At 52.4% G+C, this 16,567-nt stretch carries 15 protein-coding genes; 6 read left to right on the top strand and 9 right to left on the bottom strand.

What is annotated here, in order from left to right; translation table 11 throughout:
• Nucleotides 1-179 precede the first annotated feature (179 nt).
• The 3 genes from opgB (at nt 180) to ACPUC8_RS09840 (ending at nt 5,290) form a co-directional block, all read left to right on the top strand.
• Nucleotides 180-2,471 carry a phosphatidylglycerol--membrane-oligosaccharide glycerophosphotransferase gene (gene opgB, locus ACPUC8_RS09850; protein ID WP_039329559.1) on the top strand — a complete coding sequence of 764 codons (2,292 nt, stop codon included), beginning with the start codon at nt 180-182 and terminating at the stop codon, nt 2,469-2,471.
• A gap of 312 nt (nt 2,472-2,783) precedes the next feature.
• Nucleotides 2,784-4,385 carry an APC family permease gene (locus ACPUC8_RS09845; protein ID WP_039329561.1) on the top strand — a complete coding sequence of 534 codons (1,602 nt, stop codon included), beginning with the start codon at nt 2,784-2,786 and terminating at the stop codon, nt 4,383-4,385.
• Nucleotides 4,386-4,555: 170 nt separating this feature from the next.
• Nucleotides 4,556-5,290 carry a coiled-coil domain-containing protein gene (locus tag ACPUC8_RS09840; RefSeq protein ID WP_494926107.1) on the top strand — a complete coding sequence of 245 codons (735 nt, stop codon included), beginning with the start codon at nt 4,556-4,558 and terminating at the stop codon, nt 5,288-5,290.
• Between the two features lie 25 nt (nt 5,291-5,315).
• Here the strand turns inward: ACPUC8_RS09840 and ACPUC8_RS09835 are convergent, their stop codons facing one another.
• The gene (locus ACPUC8_RS09835) at nt 5,316-6,026 is read right to left on the bottom strand and encodes a GNAT family N-acetyltransferase (RefSeq protein WP_494926106.1); all 711 of its coding nucleotides are present in this window, start codon (nt 6,024-6,026) and stop codon (nt 5,316-5,318) included.
• A gap of 104 nt (nt 6,027-6,130) precedes the next feature.
• Here ACPUC8_RS09835 and pdxR point away from each other — a divergent pair, with 104 nt between their 5' ends.
• A complete protein-coding gene (gene pdxR / locus ACPUC8_RS09830) occupies nt 6,131-7,579 on the top strand; it encodes a MocR-like pyridoxine biosynthesis transcription factor PdxR (RefSeq protein ID WP_494926105.1) in 1,449 nt (482 codons plus the stop codon).
• A 33-nt stretch (nt 7,580-7,612) separates the two neighbouring features.
• Here pdxR and ACPUC8_RS09825 read toward each other — a convergent pair whose 3' ends face one another.
• The 4 genes from ACPUC8_RS09825 to ACPUC8_RS09810 all read right to left on the bottom strand — a co-directional run bounded on the left by ACPUC8_RS09825 (nt 7,613) and on the right by ACPUC8_RS09810 (nt 11,411).
• Entirely contained in the window at nt 7,613-8,107 is a 495-nt protein-coding gene (locus ACPUC8_RS09825; RefSeq protein WP_039329564.1) for an RcnB family protein, read from the bottom strand.
• Between the two features lie 157 nt (nt 8,108-8,264).
• Nucleotides 8,265-9,446: a serine hydrolase domain-containing protein gene (locus ACPUC8_RS09820; RefSeq protein WP_494926119.1), complete on the bottom strand. Its 1,182-nt coding sequence runs from the start codon at nt 9,444-9,446 to the stop codon at nt 8,265-8,267.
• Nucleotides 9,447-9,593: 147 nt separating this feature from the next.
• Nucleotides 9,594-10,376: a MetQ/NlpA family ABC transporter substrate-binding protein gene (locus ACPUC8_RS09815; protein ID WP_039329567.1), complete on the bottom strand. Its 783-nt coding sequence runs from the start codon at nt 10,374-10,376 to the stop codon at nt 9,594-9,596.
• A 21-nt stretch (nt 10,377-10,397) separates the two neighbouring features.
• A complete protein-coding gene (locus ACPUC8_RS09810; RefSeq protein ID WP_039329569.1) occupies nt 10,398-11,411 on the bottom strand; it encodes an isopenicillin N synthase family dioxygenase in 1,014 nt (337 codons plus the stop codon).
• A 207-nt stretch (nt 11,412-11,618) separates the two neighbouring features.
• Here ACPUC8_RS09810 and ACPUC8_RS09805 point away from each other — a divergent pair, with 207 nt between their 5' ends.
• Nucleotides 11,619-12,296, top strand: coding sequence for a YecA/YgfB family protein (locus ACPUC8_RS09805; RefSeq protein WP_039329571.1), 678 nt, complete (start codon nt 11,619-11,621; stop codon nt 12,294-12,296).
• 345 nt (nt 12,297-12,641) lie between these two features.
• Here the strand turns inward: ACPUC8_RS09805 and ACPUC8_RS09800 are convergent, their stop codons facing one another.
• Nucleotides 12,642-13,691: a DUF1176 domain-containing protein gene (locus ACPUC8_RS09800; protein ID WP_039327660.1), complete on the bottom strand. Its 1,050-nt coding sequence runs from the start codon at nt 13,689-13,691 to the stop codon at nt 12,642-12,644.
• Between the two features lie 84 nt (nt 13,692-13,775).
• Nucleotides 13,776-14,666: a LysR family transcriptional regulator gene (locus tag ACPUC8_RS09795; protein ID WP_058970992.1), complete on the bottom strand. Its 891-nt coding sequence runs from the start codon at nt 14,664-14,666 to the stop codon at nt 13,776-13,778.
• Nucleotides 14,667-14,756: 90 nt separating this feature from the next.
• On the opposite strand from ACPUC8_RS09795, the gene ACPUC8_RS09790 reads away from it, so the two are divergent.
• Nucleotides 14,757-15,533 (top strand): NAD(P)H-dependent oxidoreductase, encoded by a 777-nt coding sequence (locus tag ACPUC8_RS09790; RefSeq protein WP_039327656.1) that lies wholly within the window; start codon nt 14,757-14,759, stop codon nt 15,531-15,533.
• A 15-nt stretch (nt 15,534-15,548) separates the two neighbouring features.
• On the opposite strand, the gene ACPUC8_RS09785 is transcribed toward ACPUC8_RS09790, so the two are convergent.
• Nucleotides 15,549-15,878 carry a DUF1493 family protein gene (locus tag ACPUC8_RS09785; protein WP_039327654.1) on the bottom strand — a complete coding sequence of 110 codons (330 nt, stop codon included), beginning with the start codon at nt 15,876-15,878 and terminating at the stop codon, nt 15,549-15,551.
• A 114-nt stretch (nt 15,879-15,992) separates the two neighbouring features.
• Entirely contained in the window at nt 15,993-16,565 is a 573-nt protein-coding gene (gene flhC, locus ACPUC8_RS09780; RefSeq protein WP_039327652.1) for a flagellar transcriptional regulator FlhC, read from the bottom strand.
• Nucleotides 16,566-16,567: the final 2 nt, after the last annotated feature.

Below are 16,567 nucleotides of genomic sequence, written 5' to 3'. Positions count from 1 at the left end.
CGTTGCTGCCAGGTAAAACCATAGTCAGCCTAAACCCGCATTAAACGAATCGGAATGCGCCGCACAAATCTGTTTGGTTATGTTGCAGCCCTGTGACAGCCCAGATAGATTGACGCATAACCCCCAAAGAGGGCCGTGGGCGCAAGGATTGCGTCACTCTTCAATGTGAGGATCTGATCTTGTCCGAGATAGTTTCGGTTGTTCTCTTTTTGGCTGCAATCGCCGTTTACTCCTACAAAGCCGGGCGAAATAAATTCTGGTTTATCTTGATCTTACTGTTGTTAACACTGTTTATCGTGCTTAACGCCACGCTTTACGCCAGCAATTATTTTACTGGCGACGGCATTACCGATGCAGTGCTTTACACCTTAACCAACAGTTTGACCGGAGCAGGTGTCAGCAAATATGTGGTGCCCGCCATTGGATTAATCATTGGCCTGTTCCTGCTGTTTTGCCTGCTTTCCTGGCTGCTGCGCCGCCGAAAACGACCGCATCATTTGGGTTGGAGTCTCCTGGCCATTGCCTGTGCCGCCGGTTCAGTGCAAACCACACCTGCTTTTCGTCAGGTGAAGGATCTTATTGCCTCGCATACGCAGCAGGCAGACACTGACTTCGATGATTATTATAAAACGCCCAAAAAAGTCATCTCCGAGCCCAAGCTCAACCTGGTGTATATCTACGGTGAAAGCCTCGAGCGTACCTACTTTGATCAGCAGGCCTTCCCCGGCCTGGCACCTGAGCTCAGTCGTGAGAAAGATCAGAGCATCGACTTCAGCGAGACCGAGCAGCTTCCTGGTACGGATTACACCATTGCCGGTATGGTCGCTTCACAATGTGGCATTCCGTTGTTTGCGCCTTTTGATGGTAATGCGTCGGCTTCGCTCTCCAGCTTCTATCCACAGAACATCTGTCTGGGTGACATCCTGAAGAATTCCGGTTATGAAAACTGGTTTATTCAGGGGGCCGACCTGCGCTTCGCCGGAAAAGATACCTTCCTGAAATCACACGGGTTCTCCCCCGCGAATATGTACGGTTCGCAGGAGCTGCAAAGCCGCGTGGCCGATCCCAGTTATCGCAACAACTGGGGCTACTACGATGACACAGTGATGGACGAAGTGTTCGAGAAGTATCAGGAGCTGTCACGTCAGCAGAAGCGCTTTGCTCTGTTTACACTCACGGTGGATACCCATCATCCCGATGGTTTTATCTCTCGTAGCTGTCAACGAAAAAGCTACAGCTATGACGGCAAACCAAACCAATCCTTTAGCGCAGTGGCGTGTTCGCAGGAGCATGTCGCGCGTTTGATCGAGCGTATCAAAGCCTCACCCTGGTTTAAAAATACCATCATCGTCGTGAGCTCCGATCATCTGGCGATGAACAACACCGCGCACCAATACCTGATTAAACAGCCACGCCGTGACCTGTTTATGGTTATCCGAGGCGATCAACCTCAGGCAGAAGTGTTAACGGGCAAACGCAGCACCCTGGATAATGGCGCCACGGTGCTGGATATCATGGGCGGTGATAATGCCATTGGTCTGGGCCGCAGTGGGTTATCTTCAACCTCTCTGTCGACCCAATTCCAGGACATGACACAGAAGGTCACTGCGTGGAAAGCTGACATCATTCAGTTGTGGAATTTCCCGAAAAAACTGGATGCCTTTACCATCGATCAGCAAAAAAACACCTTCAGTTTCTCCGGTTCAACCTTCAAATTGCCGATTCTGTTTCGCGTGGGCAGCGATCGTGTTGAGCCGCTGCCCGAGGGGGAATATTCGGCACCGCTGCGTTTCCAGCTGGCCGATTTCACCTCTTCCGATAAATTCGTCTGGGTCGATCGCTGCTTTAAAATGGCACGTTTGTGGCAACCAGATTTAGCGCTGTCTACCGACCTCTGCCTTGCGATGGGTCAGATGGGTGCGCATCCCACCGTCACGCGCATAGATAAACCGCTGTGGAAGGGCAAAGCCAGTTTCCCGAAAGCCGAAGTCAGTGCTGCGACCTATCAACTTAATGAACAGCAGATACGCATTGAGGACAATGCCATTCGCTACCAGGCAGACAGTTTCTTACTAACCGTACCGGGCGCACCTGAGGGCGTGAAGAGCTTTAAAGGGATATCACGTCCTGAGAGCTGGGGGCGCTGGTCTAACGCCAATCTGGCACCGGAGGTTAACATCGAATATGTCGATCCCCTGCCGGCACGATTTGATGTGGTGATTACCGCTCGTGCTTTCGGTCCGAACGCGCATCGTCCCATCCCGGTACGCGTCGGTGATGAGGAGCAGCAGCTTAATCTGGGTGATGATTTCTCCACCACCACGCTGCATTTCAACAATCCTAACGGAAGCCACAATTTGGTTATTACGCCACCTGAGCCACAACTCTCCAATGAGGGCAATATCACCGGGCAGGACCCGCGCAAATTGGGTATCGGCATGGTGGATATAAAAATCGTCCCAACGCTGTAGCACTATAAGATATTATGTCACTCTTACTACTGGGGTGACATAATATTTCCAACGGTCACATATTATATATTTTGGATCTTTTAAGTGCAGCCTGCACACTCCACGAAATCATCATTACCCTATATTCCTCTCGCATCGATGTAACGCATGCAATAACTATGCTTTTAACCCCGCATAGAATCTCAATTGTGCAAACAATTAATTTACCCAATGAACTATGTCGTATTAAAACTTATTCTGGCACGCAACATGCTTATAAACCCTTGAGCGAATATATAAATCAATCAAATGACCAGATCGCAGAGGTAATTTATGGCATCGAGCGGATTAAAACAAAAATTGGGGCTAGTCGATTTATCCTTGTTAGGCATAGGATCGATGATTGGTTCCGGGTGGCTGTATGCGGCATTAAATAGCTCAGGCTACGCGGGAAGCAATACTGGCTGGGCCTGGGTATTAGGTGCAGTGATAGTGCTGTTAATCGGGCTGGTCTATGCTGAGCTCTCCTCCGCCATTCCCCGTGCCGGGGGCTTTGTGCGTTATCCCAATTACTCGCACGGTAATATCGTGGGCTTTGTGATTGGCGTTAGTTCATTACTGGCGTATACCAGCACGGCGGGGGTTGAAGTTGAAGCCGTGCGTCAGTACGCGCTTTATTGGTGGCCAGCGTTAGGCCACAGTGATGGCAGTCCAACAGGACTCGGTTTTGCCGTGCAAATTGGTTTGTTAGTGGCCTTCTTTTTACTCAATTACTGGAGTGTCAGTTTCTTTGGCCGTGTGAATACCATTATCACCACGTTTAAATTTATCGTCCCTCTGTTAACCATTATCACCCTGCTGCTCTATTTCCACGCTCCTAACCTTTCCGTGCCTCCTGCACCTCCCGGCGGCGCACATGGTGTTTTCTCTTCTTTAACCGGGGCGGGAATTGTTTTTGCCTATCTCGGCTTTCGCCAGGCCGTTGATTTCGCCAGTGAGGCGAAAAATCCTCAACGCAATGTCCCCTTAGCGATTGGCATTGCGATTGTGGTGAGCTTTGTGATCTATCTGGCGTTGCAGTATGCCTTTATGGGTGCAGTGCCGACAGACGTGCTTAATCAACATGGATGGGCAGGCTTGAAGCAGGTATTCCAGTCTCCTTATGCAGATTTAGCGCGCAGTCTGGGGTTAACCTGGCTTATCAACTTAATACTGATCGATGCGGTCATCTCGCCTGCTGGCACCGGCAATATTTATCTGGCTGGCGCTGCGCGCGTGCTCTTTGCGTGGGCACGTAATGGCCATCTGTTTAAGGTGTTTGGCAAAGTGGATGCTAAGTCTGGAGTGCCGCGTGGTGCGTTATGGTTATCACTACTGTTGGCTATCGTCTGGACATTGCCTTCCGAATTTCAGGTCTGGGGAGGTTTAATTGGCGCAGTGACCTCAGCCACCGTCTTCACCTATATGCCTGGCCCAATTACGCTTGGTGCTTTTAGAAATCACCTTCCAGGGCTTAAGCGTCCCTTCCACTTGCCAGTTGCCGCTGTTTTGAGCCCGCTGGCATTTGTCGCCAGTACTCTGCTGATTTACTGGAGTGGCTGGTCAGTGAATGAAATTCTGGTGCCAATTTTAATGGTGGCATGGATTGGCTATGCGATTTTTGGCAAGAAGAACAATGAATTTCAGCAAGACCTCCATTGCGCCTGGTGGCTGTTGGCCTACTACATTGCGATCCTGGTCATTTCGATGCTGGGCAGCTACGGCGGCAGCGGCATAATCAGTTCACCCTTGGATATGATCCTGACGATCGTAGCTGCTCTGGTGTGTTACTTCTGGGGGGTTAAGGCCAGTTTACCTAAACCTGATATCAGTGATGACGAGGAAGACACTCCCACTTCCGACCGTTCTTTGAGTAAAAAATACGCCGCCAATTAACCTCTCAAGCCTGCTTATTTAAGCAGGCTTTTTCTTATACGAAAAATCGTTACCCTTTGTACTAATTGATTTTTTTCGAGGCATCGCGCAAAATAACAACGATTGCATAGGTAAATTATCACCTGTCGGATAGTCTTCCTTTTATTGAGGAAGATGACAGGAGTACACGGATGACACTCGCTATGATGAATACGCACAAAGCCTACAAATCTCTGCAACAGGCCGGTATTGAAGACAGGCAAGCAGAAGCCTTGGTTGAAATATTTGCGGAGATGCAGCAAGAAAATGCCTTAACTAAGTCTGACCTGTCTCAGGCGATGGGGAGTTTGGTGCGCGCCCAGAGTGACACCAATCATCGTATCGATAAGCTGGATATTCGCATTGCGCAATTTGAAAAGGAGGTGCGTTTACAGTTTCAGGGCATAGACCAACGCTTTGATGCTAATGATAAAGTCATTTTAAGTTTCAGGGAGAGATTCGATAAAATCGATGCCGAATTCGTCAAAATCTACGATAAATTTGACAAGATTGATGTGGAATTCGTCAAGATCAATGAGAGATTCGTTAAGATTGACGAAAAATTCGCGAAGATTGATGAGAAATTCGAGAAAATCGACGAGAAATTCGCGAAGATTGATGAGAAATTCGCGAAGATCGACGAGAGATTTGACAGGATCGATGAGAAGTTCGATAAGATCGATGAAAAGTTCGCTAAGATTGACGAAAAATTTGAGCAAATAGACCTTAAATTTATAAAAATGGACGCCAGGATCAGCGACTTAGATCAGCGAATGCAAATAGGCTTTGCGGAATTGAAGCGAGACAACATTTGGTTCCGCCGACTGTTACTCGGGATGACCACCGCAACTGTACTCGCCGCCGCCAAATACATTTTTGTCGGTTAGCCGGGCCTGATGCCCGGCACGATCATCATCTTACACGCAGTGTCTCAAGCCTGGTGCGCTGCGCTCCATCCTCACTGAAATTCTCCACCGCCAGCCAGCGCTCAAATGCCTGTTTCAATTCCGGCCATTCACCATCAATCATCGAGAACCAGCAGGTATCACGGCTGCGGCCTTTATACACAATTGCCTGACGGAAAATACCTTCAAACTGGAAGCCCAGGCGTAATGCTGCCTTGCGTGAAGGCTGATTACAGCTGTCACATTTCCATTCGTAGCGGCGATAGCCTAATTGATCGAACACATAACGCATCAACAGATAGTGCGCCTCTGTCGCCATACAGGTTTGCTTGAGCAGCGGTGAAAAAGCCACATGCCCCACTTCAACCGACCCGTGCGCCGGGTCAATACGCATCAGCGCCAGAGTTCCCACCGCTCGCTGACAGTACAAATCAATCACTGCGAAATGCATCGGGTCACGGCCCTGTTCAATTTTTTGTGCATACGCGAGATAAGCCTCTTCATCCGGGAAAGGCTCTGCAAACATATAGGTCCAGTCGCGCCCATCAGCAGCTTGCGCGTAAGCGTTGTAGAGATCGCGCCCATGACGTTCAGCACTTAACGGCTCAAGGCGGCAATAATGGCCGGTGAAAATTTCGTAAGAGGGCCAGCTGCGCGGTTGCCATGCTGTCAGTGGCGCGCCAACGGGTTGCCCGTAAGCATTGGTGTATTGCGTCATTGCTCAATTCCCTTGTCAGTGAAAGCCTGTTGCACAGCGTGCCAGTTAGCTGGCATGTTAAAAAGCACCACATTCGATGAAATTTATGGGTCCACGTGATGACCATGAACGAGAGTGAACTGCATCAACTCTTATTGGCTCCGCTGGAAATGAACAGCGAGCTAACGCTCCAACAGCAGTTGTTTAAGCGCATCAAGCAGGCCATTCTGACCGGCGCGCTCCCTGCTGGCACGCGTTTACCTTCGACCCGCCAATTAGCGGGTGATCTCAAGGTGTCACGTAACACCGTGACCGGGGTGTGGGCGCAGTTACAGGCTGAAGGATTTTTGCTCAGCGATCGCCAGGGCAGCCGCATCAGCGCTATCGCTCAACTTCCCTCTTCTCCATACGATGAAGTTGATGCCAGCAATATCACGCTGTCCCCCAGAGTCGCTCAGTTGCGTTCAACCCATCGCGTTTTGAGCCAGGAGATGGCTCTGCGGCCTGGCATCCCAGCGCTGGCGCACGTCCCGCTGGCACAGTGGCGGCGAGCACTCAATCATGTAATGCAGCATCAACCCCAGCCATTGCTGGGCTATGGCGATCCGCTCGGTGAACACACGCTGCGTGAAGCGTTGGCACAGCACCTGGCACTGGCGCGTGGGGTGCGCTGTACGCCCGAACAGATCGTCATTACCGATGGCGCACAGCAAGCGCTCACATTGTGTGTGGCGCTGCTCAGCCAGCGCGGAGATATAGGATGGGTGGAAGAGCCGGGCTACCGTGGGGCTAAAGCCGCCATGCACTTGGGTGATATGCGTATCAAACCCATCGCAGTGGATGAGCAAGGACTGGCACCGCAAGCCAGTGACTGGCAACAACGCACACCGACGTTGATTTACACCACGCCCACCCATCAATATCCCACTGGCGTAGTGATGAGCGCCCCTCGTCGTTTGGCACTGCTGGCTGCCGCTCGACAACATCAGTCATGGATTATCGAAGATGATTACGACAGCGATTTTCGTTACAGCGGCGAACCGATTGCTGCGATGCAAGGCATGATGCAGCCCACGCCAGTGATTTACGTGGGATCGTTCAGCAAGACGCTGTTTCCATCACTGCGTATCGGTTTTATGGTGCTTCCTCCTCAATTACTGCCTCAGTTACGCCCGGCTTTGCATGAATTACTCCGCGGGGGGAACCGCCTCGAACAGCAAGCGCTGGCCCTGTTCCTCCGCAATGGGGATTTCAATCGCCATCTCAGCAAAATGCGCCGTCTTTATCGCCAGCGTCAGGCCAGCTTACGTAGCGCACTACAGCAGGTCTTTGGGGCACAGGTTCCGCTGTTGGGTGGTGAGTGCGGTATGCATTTGGTGTTGCGTCTGTCTGAAGATCAACAGGACCGCGAACTGGTGGATAGATTGATATCCCATGGTTACGCACCTGGCGCACTATCAGGATTTTATTGGGGAGAGGAAAAACAGCAGGGATTGGTGCTGGGTTATGGCAACACCAGCACCAGCCAGATGGTGGCTGGCGTTGCACATATCGCACAATATCTATCTGGATAATCGCGGCGGCATCGTGGCCACCGCGAAAAGGGATTACCCCTTAAAGAAGATATCGCCAGATTTACCCATCACGATCTTGCCGCTATCGTCGGTGATCAGGATGTAGTTGGCATTAATATAAGCCCAGTGTGTCCCTGGCTGAGGTGCTGGCAGATGGCGTGGTTGCCACTCTACAATGGTGTACTGCTTTTTACGGTACTCATCCGGCACCACATCACCGACCTTGTACTCTTTGTAGTCGATCACAATAGTATGCAGGTCGTAGTTATTTTGGCCTGCTGGTGCATCTTGCATGCCATTTTGTGACGGGCGAATCGGTGCAACATCACCAGAGGACTCAGCCGGCTCATTGCTGGCAGGTGCATCTGCGGCCGGGGCCTGGGTTTGTGCATCAGGTGCCACCTGCTGAACTTGTGGTGGCGGTGGTACGTTATCCGTTTGCTCGCCTTCAGCCAGCGCGGCTGGGGTCAGGCTCAAAGCGCCCAGAAAAATTCCTGCAGAAAGAAGGGTGACGTGTGTCCTGCGCATTGGTGATTTCCACTCTGGTTAATTATTAACTGTCCAATTTAGTGACAAGTGCAGCACGCAGAAGGTTCCCTCCACGCGCTTAGCGCGTCAAATATTGCTGCACAGCATACCTCAGCGCTAGCTTTTTTTGGCGCAGCAAAATTGCAAGCAACCGTGTTCAGGGTTCTGCGTTTTTTTTCTGCGCCAGGTCCATTAGTAAGGCGATACCCAAATAGTTGCTCCAGTTAAATGCATTCTGCAGCACGACGATGGCATTACCATTCTGCTTATCAAAGCCGATAAAGCTGGCGTATCCGCCGATATAGCCCACTTGATAGGTAATTTTTTGTTGGCCGTAAGTATCGGTTACCCAGGCAATATTCTGCGTCTGATTACCGTGCTGCTCATAACCGCGATTCACCTGAGCAAAAGCCGCGTTAATCGGCGCATTCGCATCATCGTGCAGATGCGCATCCAGATAGCGGATCAGATCACGTGCGTTGCTGTAGAGACTCGCGGCGGCCACCATATTATTACTGAACGCCCAATCCGGCGTCAGATCGCCACGCGGAATGAACTTAGGCTGATCGCCTGCATGCCCCAAGGCGCGCCATGGATAGCCAGATAAGGTTTGCGGGTGGAAACTGCTGCTGGTCATGCCCAGTGGCTGGAACAGATTGCGTTGCGCCAGCGTCTCGATATCCTGGTGCAATCGATACTTGAGAATGTAACCGAGGAGCGCGTAACCCAGATTGGAGTATTGCGCAGCAGGTTTTGCGGGGGCATTAAAATCAGCCAGATAACTCAGCACCGCATCGCTATCGAGATTGCCGTAAAAATTCTCACCGCTGCGTAGATAAGCCATAAACTTCATGAACATCGGCAGGTCCATATCCTGCCGCGGCAAGCCGGAGGTATGCGTCACCAGTTGCAGCAGGGTGATACGTTTGGCATCGGCACTGAGCGGCACGCCTGGCGGTAACAGTGTGGCGAGGGTGTCATTCCAGTGCAGTTCACCGCGATCCACCAGCTCAATGATCACCTCCGCCGTCATGCCTTTGCTGAGTGAACCAAGCGCAAAGAGCGTATCCGGCGTAATCGGATAACGGTGCACGGCATCGGTGACGCCAAAGCTGTAAAATTTCGGCGCGTGGCGTTCATGGATGATCGCAATGCTGATGCCAGACACCTGCTTTTGCTGCATGTAATGCTGCACAATGTCATCGACGTTTTCATTGAAGGTGGCATGCGTGAGATAGACTTTATCGCCAACCGGCGCTGAAGTTTGCGATAGCGTGCCACAGGCGCTCAACAGCAAACTGCAGCACAACAGCAGCGAGCGCGACATAATGCGGCGCATCACCGATAATTCCTGGTGAAAGTTTTCATAGCAATTGATTTATATGTTGTTTTTGATTTTTAGCAAAACGTGCGATGGGTGTTTGTGGCGAAATATAACACAGAAGAGGCTATCCGCCACCTGCCAGAATCAGGTGGCGGAAGGGGATTATTGATTAACCGGAATAACCGAACCGCGATAGTGCTGGTTGATAAATTCAGCCGTTTGTTTTGACTCCAGATCTTTCGCTAATTCGAGAATGCGCGGGTCATGAGCCAGCTTTGGCGTGGTGACCAGCACATTCGCATACGGGTTGTCCTTCGCCTGTTCCAGCGCCAGCGCATCCTTTGAGGGGACTAACCCCGCCTGCAACGCATAATTACCGTTAATGATCGCCAGCTGTGCATCATCCAGCGCACGCGGTAGCTGCGGTGCCTCGATTTCAATGATTTTCAGGTGATGCGGGTTATCACTGATATCCGCCGTCGTGACCAACGTCGTGCTACTGCTACTCTTGAGTTTAATTAAGCCACTGGACTGTAAGAGATAAAGCGCTCGGCTAAGGTTAGTGACGTTATTCGGCACCGCCACCTGCGCCCCATCGGGCAGATCTTTCAGGGATTTTACTTTGTGCGAGTAAATCCCCAGTGGCTCAATATGCACCGTTGCCACCACCGCAAATTTCTCTCCCAGGGCTTTTTCCTGATCGCGCAGATAAGGCACGTGCTGGAAGTAGTTGGCATCAACATCTCCTCGCGCCAGCAATTCATTCGCATTGAGATTGCCATTCAGCTCAATCACTTTGAGATCGAGGTTTTTGTCACTCTGTTTGATGTGGTTGAGGATTTCACTGTGTGGCACCGGATCGGCCGCTACGCGCAGAGCGGCAGCTGAAGCGTATGAACTCATGACTGAGATCATTACCAGCGTTGCTATCACCTTTTTAGTCATGGGCTTTCCTTACTTTTATGATTATTTAACGGGAGTCAGAGCGTCGGCGTAATACCGCGCCGCCACATCACGATGGGAACGCAAGCGTCCCTTGAGATAATTCCAGCCCACTTCCCGCAGCAGCGGATTGGTCGGGTCGCTGGTCGGCCCCCGTGCTTCTGCAGCCAGATGCGGGGGTAATTGATAGAGAGGGACTTCGGCATCTAATTGCGCACCGAGGAAAAAGGCGATGGAGACGCGCGCTTTATTCGCAGGGGGTGACACCACGCGATGTACCGTGGCGCGCAGATAACCGTTAGTGGCGATTTCCAGCAGTTCACCGATGTTCACCACAAACGCACCGGGTTTAGGCAACGCATCTACCCAGTGATCAGGGGTCACTTCCACCTGTAAGCCGGGTTGATCGTCCTGCAACAGAAAGGTCAAAAAACCGGAGTCTTTATGCGCCCCCACCCCCTGCTGGCTGGCGCTGGCCGCCTGTCCGGGATAGCGAATGAGTTTTACATGCTCATTGGGATGCGTACCGTATAACGCATCAAAGGCATCGGCGGGCAGAGACAGAGATTTTGCAAAGGCGCGTAACAGGCGCAGAGCAATGGCCGTCATTGCCTGTTGCCACGCGTGAATCACTGGGCGCAACTGCGGCAGCGCTTCCGGCCACAAATTCGGCCCTTGTAGTCGGAGCCAGGCTGGATCACCCGCCTGTAACGTCAATGCAGCTCGCTCGGCCCCAATATCAAACTGTTCACGCTGATCGCGCTGTTCACGGGTGTATTCCACGCCCGCACGGTTGTAGCCGCGAAAATGTGGCGAGTGGATCATGGAAACGCGCTGCTTCTCCTCATCTGGCAGCGCAAAAAACGCCTGAGTGATAGTCTGAACGTTCTGCAGCAGTTGCGGATTAATGCCATGATTGGTCAGGTAGAAAAAACCGACGTCGCGCGCGGTGGTTCGCAATTCAGCAAGGTATGGTGAGCGCTCGGCATCGGGTAATTCCAGCAGCGCGAGATCCAGCACAGGCAATGTTTCAGCCATTGTTTGGCGTCCTTTATGCAGAAAAATTCTGCTTTTACGCTGACATCTGGCGTCAATTCCAGCCAATACTGTTGGGAAATATGTTATGGCGAATGATTTTTAGCAAAGCTCCTGCAATCGTTATGCAAAAAGCGATAAATCGCGGTCACTTGTGGCTATAATCGCGCCCACTTAATGTCTGCCCAAGCCTCGAACAGGAGATGTCATATGAACCAGGGTCCATTAACCGAAAAAGAGCTGAACTGGCTGGAAGATATGCTGGAGAAATACGGCAACGAACAGTCAGTGGTGGATACGTCTGAACTGGACGGTATGCTGACCGCACTGCTCTCTGGCCCCAATGATATCGAACCCAGCGAGTGGCTGGTGGCAATGTGGGGCGGGCAAAAGCAGATTCCAAAATGGGCCAATGAGCGCGAGATGGATCGCTTTATGGCATTGATCTTCCAGCATTTCAACGATATTGCTGAGCGTCTGGCTGAATTCCCGGATCAGTTTGATCCGCTGTTTGGCTTCCAGGAGATGGAAGGTCAGGAGTTCACCGTGGTGGAGGACTGGTGCTACGGATATCTGCGCGGCGTGGCGTTGGATAAAGACTGGTCCGAATTGCCGGAAGCACTGCAACCCGCCATGGACGCCATCACCCTGCACGGCAGTGAAACACAGTTGGCTAAGCGCGAAGCCTTCTCGCCGGAAGAGTTTGAAGCCAGCATCGAGGCCATCCGCCCTGCCGCATTGGAGTTGCACGAGTATTGGCAAGAGCAGCGCCTGGCACAGCCCGATCCTGAGCCACAATTGCCCCATTTTGCCGGCGAGAAAACCGGTCGTAACGACCCTTGCCCGTGCGGCAGCGGCAAGAAATACAAGCAGTGCTGCGGTAAGTAACCCTGCTTTTGATGGAGCATGGCTTCAGACAATGTGCCCTTTCTGACAACACACACCTGTGCTGATGAGCAGGCTGGTGCCGCACAGGGGCTGGCATTCCGCAGCGCTGAACGGAACGAGTATGCCAGGAGAGCCCGCAGGACGCGGGCGAAAGGTGGCGCTGGAACATGGATGTTCCATCGCCACCGGTCCGTAAGGCAGACGAGTGCAGTGAGGGCACCGCGCCAGCGGCGCGAGGACCGCCAGCCCCAGTGCGGCAGCAGACGGCGTAAGCGCCGATAACTCAACTGGCAAGCATCACGCCATTAATGATGACCCGGCGCGCATAAAAGCCCACCCACCGAATTACGGTGCCGGTCTGACCTCCGTCACCAGCGTTGGCAACTGCCATGCGCCGCCCGCACGAATCGCGCGGCACATGCCGGTTGTCGCATCGCTACTCTGCACAAAATCTTTGCCATCCCATACCCAGGCAGCAGTGCTCCAGCAGTCGCCAATGCCACGACCTTTTTGCGCTTCGGACACCACTCCTTCGCTGTAGTCTGAACCGGAATCGGTGATCAACTGCGGTTTGCCCTGCAAGGATTTGTCGATTAACCAGTAGCCATAACCTTCGTTATACGCCCCGCGCCAGCAAAGTGCGGCGATCAACACATGTGCATCATCTACTGGCGTTAACGTTAGCGGTTCGGCCCCCTCTTCGGGCTGATCGTCGGTCGGCGCCAGGTTGTCACAACTGTCATCGTCAGTTAGCGAAGCAATCAACTTTGGTTTCAATAGCGCCAGCTCATCATCCGTCAAGGGGCGAGGTGTGGCTTTTTCTACTTTGACCTGTTGGATCACTGGCATCGATACCGCCGCCGGTACACTGCTCTCAGACTTATTGCCCTTGCGCACCAATGCCCCTGGCGTGCTGAGTCGCCCTTGCGCATCATCCATTTTCAGCAGCGTGGCGAACGCGCCGTTGCTGGAAAGCTCAAACGGCTCTTCGCCGCCGCGAAACTCCACTTTACCGTTGCCCTTAATGGCATTGATCAGCGCCAGCGTTTGCACATCGGTGAGTGTCCACTCATCATTCTCGGCTTTTGCTACCTCACCCTGCGCATGGTCATCGATCCACAGCGCCAACGTATCCACCTGCTTGGAGTCGTCATCACCGGTATCGGCCAACACCACACGACCGTGGGTAACGGCGTTTGGTCCCCCTTCACGCGTGAGCAACACCGAACCGCCAGCACCCTCTTCAGCGCTGTAACCGGCAGCGCGACAGGTTAAGGTATTATCACAAGCGAGCTCCCAGTCTTTGTGACTAAAGGAGACGCCGTCTTCGTCTGCTAACAGTGGCGCGCTTAAACTGGTGAGCAGCGCTAACGCCAGCAGCAATCGGGTTTTCATGCCATCTCTCCATAATGGTAAAGGTGGCTAGTGTGATGATTTTTAGCGCGCGGGAGAAGTGAATTTTTTGCGCTAAGCGTGAGCTTATAACGACGCCACAATCTGCTGTCGCAGCCACTGCTGCGCCGGATCGCGGTGCAGGCGTTGATGCCACAGCATCAAAATATCAAAACCCGGTATCTCCAGCGGAGGCGTGCAGACACGAAGATATGGCGTATTGCGCACCAGTCGCTCCGGCACCACGGCGACTAAATCGCTGCTCGCCAGCACCTCCAGCATAAACAGAAAATGGGGCACTGACAGCGCGACCCGCCGCTTACGGCCCAGCTTAGCCAGCGCGCTATCGGTAGCCGCGCTGAATCCGCCACCATCAGGTGAAATCAACACAAACTCCAGCTGACAAAATTGATCCAGCGTGGGCGGCTGCTGCAGTTGTGGATGATCTCGTTGCCCGGCCAGCACGTAGCGCTCACTGAACAACTTGCGCTGATGTAAGGTCGGGGGCGCGTTGTCACCGGTATGAAACACCAGATCCAACTCGCCTTTTTCCAACTGCTGCGCCACCTGCGGTGGATTCAAAGTGAAGACCGCCATACGGCTGCGCGGCGCAGCATCACGAATTAAATTGAGCGCCGGCAGTACAAGTGCCGAGGACATGTAATCCGTTGCGGCAATGCGCCAGGTCTGGTCGGCGTGGGCAGGATTGAAAACGTCAGGCGGCGCCACGGCGCGGGTTAATGCTTCCAGCGCCAACCGTAACGGATCGCGCAGTGCTTCCGCTCGTGCCGTTGGTAACATCCCACGTGGTCCCGGCAGTAACAGCGGATCGTCCAGAACCGTGCGTAACCTGGCAAGCTGCGTACTCACCGAGGGTTGTGACAGGTTAAGACGTTGTGCCGCACGCGTGACATTAAGCTCTTCCAGCAACACATCAAGTGTCTGCAACAGATTTAAATCCAGCGAGTTGATATTCACCGTGGCTATACCTGAGATATCCGTAATTGATTTCTACTATAGCCAGCCTCGGCTTAACCTGCAGGGGTTTTCATCTCACAGGATTCAGCCATGAATGTACTGATTGTGTATGCCCATCCAGAACCTCGTTCACTCAGCGGTTCATTGAAAGATTTCGCCATCGAGCACCTGCAAAACGCAGGGCATCAGGTGCAAGTATCGGATCTCTACGCCATGCAATGGAAAGCGCAGCTTGATGCAGCCGATACGTTAGCGCCCCTGGTCGGTACGCATTATGACGCGACGCTGGATTCACGCTATGCGTTTGACCATCAGCAACAGCCTGCCGATATCGCGGCAGAACAGGAAAAACTGCGCTGGGCCGACACGGTGATCTTTCAGTTCCCTCTGTGGTGGTTCACCATGCCCGCCATCATGAAAGGCTGGTTTGACCGCGTCTACGCTAACGGATTTGCCTACGGCGTGGGGGAGCACAACGAACAGCATTGGGGCGATCGTTACGGCGAGGGCAATATGGCAGGCAAGCGCGCAATGTTGGTGATCACCACTGGCGGTTGGGAATCACACTATAGTCCACGGGGCATCAACGGCTCGATTGATCAGCTACTGTTCCCGATCCAGCACGGTATGCTGTTTTATCCAGGCTTTAGTGTTTTGCCCCCGCTGGTGTTTTATCGCGTACAGAAATCCGCACAAGAGCGCTTTGCAAGCTGGTGCGATGCGTTAGCGACGCGACTGGATACACTGGCCGAGACGGCACCGATTGCGTTTCGTCAGCAAAATGGCGGCGATTATGAGATCCCGGCGCTGACGCTAAAAGCTTCACTGGCGTCCAATGAGAGCGGCTTTGGTGTGCATGTGAAGTGATGACGTGGCGCTAGCTTACTCGAACAGCCAACGCCCCGCTTTGGCCGACTCAATCAACATAGCGAGCGTGAAGTCCGGCACCACCGGGACTTCACGCTTGTTAAACGGGTTGAGGATCTGCACCAGAGAAGGCTCATTGGGATAGTAGGTTTCAATCGCAAAACCGCCACGTTCAACTGCAAATTCAGCAAAGAATTCATCCATTAACGCCTGCGCTTCTTCACGCTCAAAGTTGAGATCGCTGTCGATATCAACCTGTGGAGTTAAGGTCTTCTGCTTAAACAGATAAACGCCGTCGTAGCGACGCACTAATTCATAGATGCGCTGGTCGATGTCATCGGTCATGAGCTACCCTCCTGCTAAATGAGGGGGCTATTCTGCCATGCTATCTGACCAGCGGGGTGAAAAAACTGTGCACCTGGCGTGCGCTATTCTCTTCACCACCATGGTAACCCATCGCTATAAGAGTGCGTCCGTCACCGCGTCCAGCACATGCCGTGAAACAACGTGGCTGATATGAGTCCGTTTACTGGCGCGTGAGGGCGGGCAGCACAAACTGCAAGTAAACGGGTTCTTAATATTTTCGATAATCACTACAAATCCCCCTTGGCAAATGCGGCAGGCTTTGCGTGAAATAATGCCGCAGTCAATAAAACGTAATAATGTCCATGCCCGTGTCAGATCCAGTACGGGTTTTTTCTGACTTTGGCAATAACATTGTTCAAGATAAAGACGGTAGGCTTTCATGAGCGCTTTAATAGGCGGACATTTTTCCGTTTTAATTAAATAGAGGTAAATGTTGTAAAACATGGATGAATGAATATTTTTCTCCCACGACATAAACCAGTCTTCAGAAAAAGGTAGCATACCTTTGGGAGGAGGACATCCACGTAATTCTTTATATAAACGCAAAAGGCGTCGTCGACTTAATGAGGTTTCAGACTCCAGTACCTGCATCCGCGCACCTAATGCGATCAACTCCATAGCAATATGCATTTCATGCAACTCCTGCAACAAGTTTTTCTCACACATGC

The organism is Pantoea sp. CFCC18177, from assembly GCF_059412425.1.
Note: the sequence above shows the minus strand (reverse complement) of the source record. Positions and strands in the feature narration are given on the sequence as shown.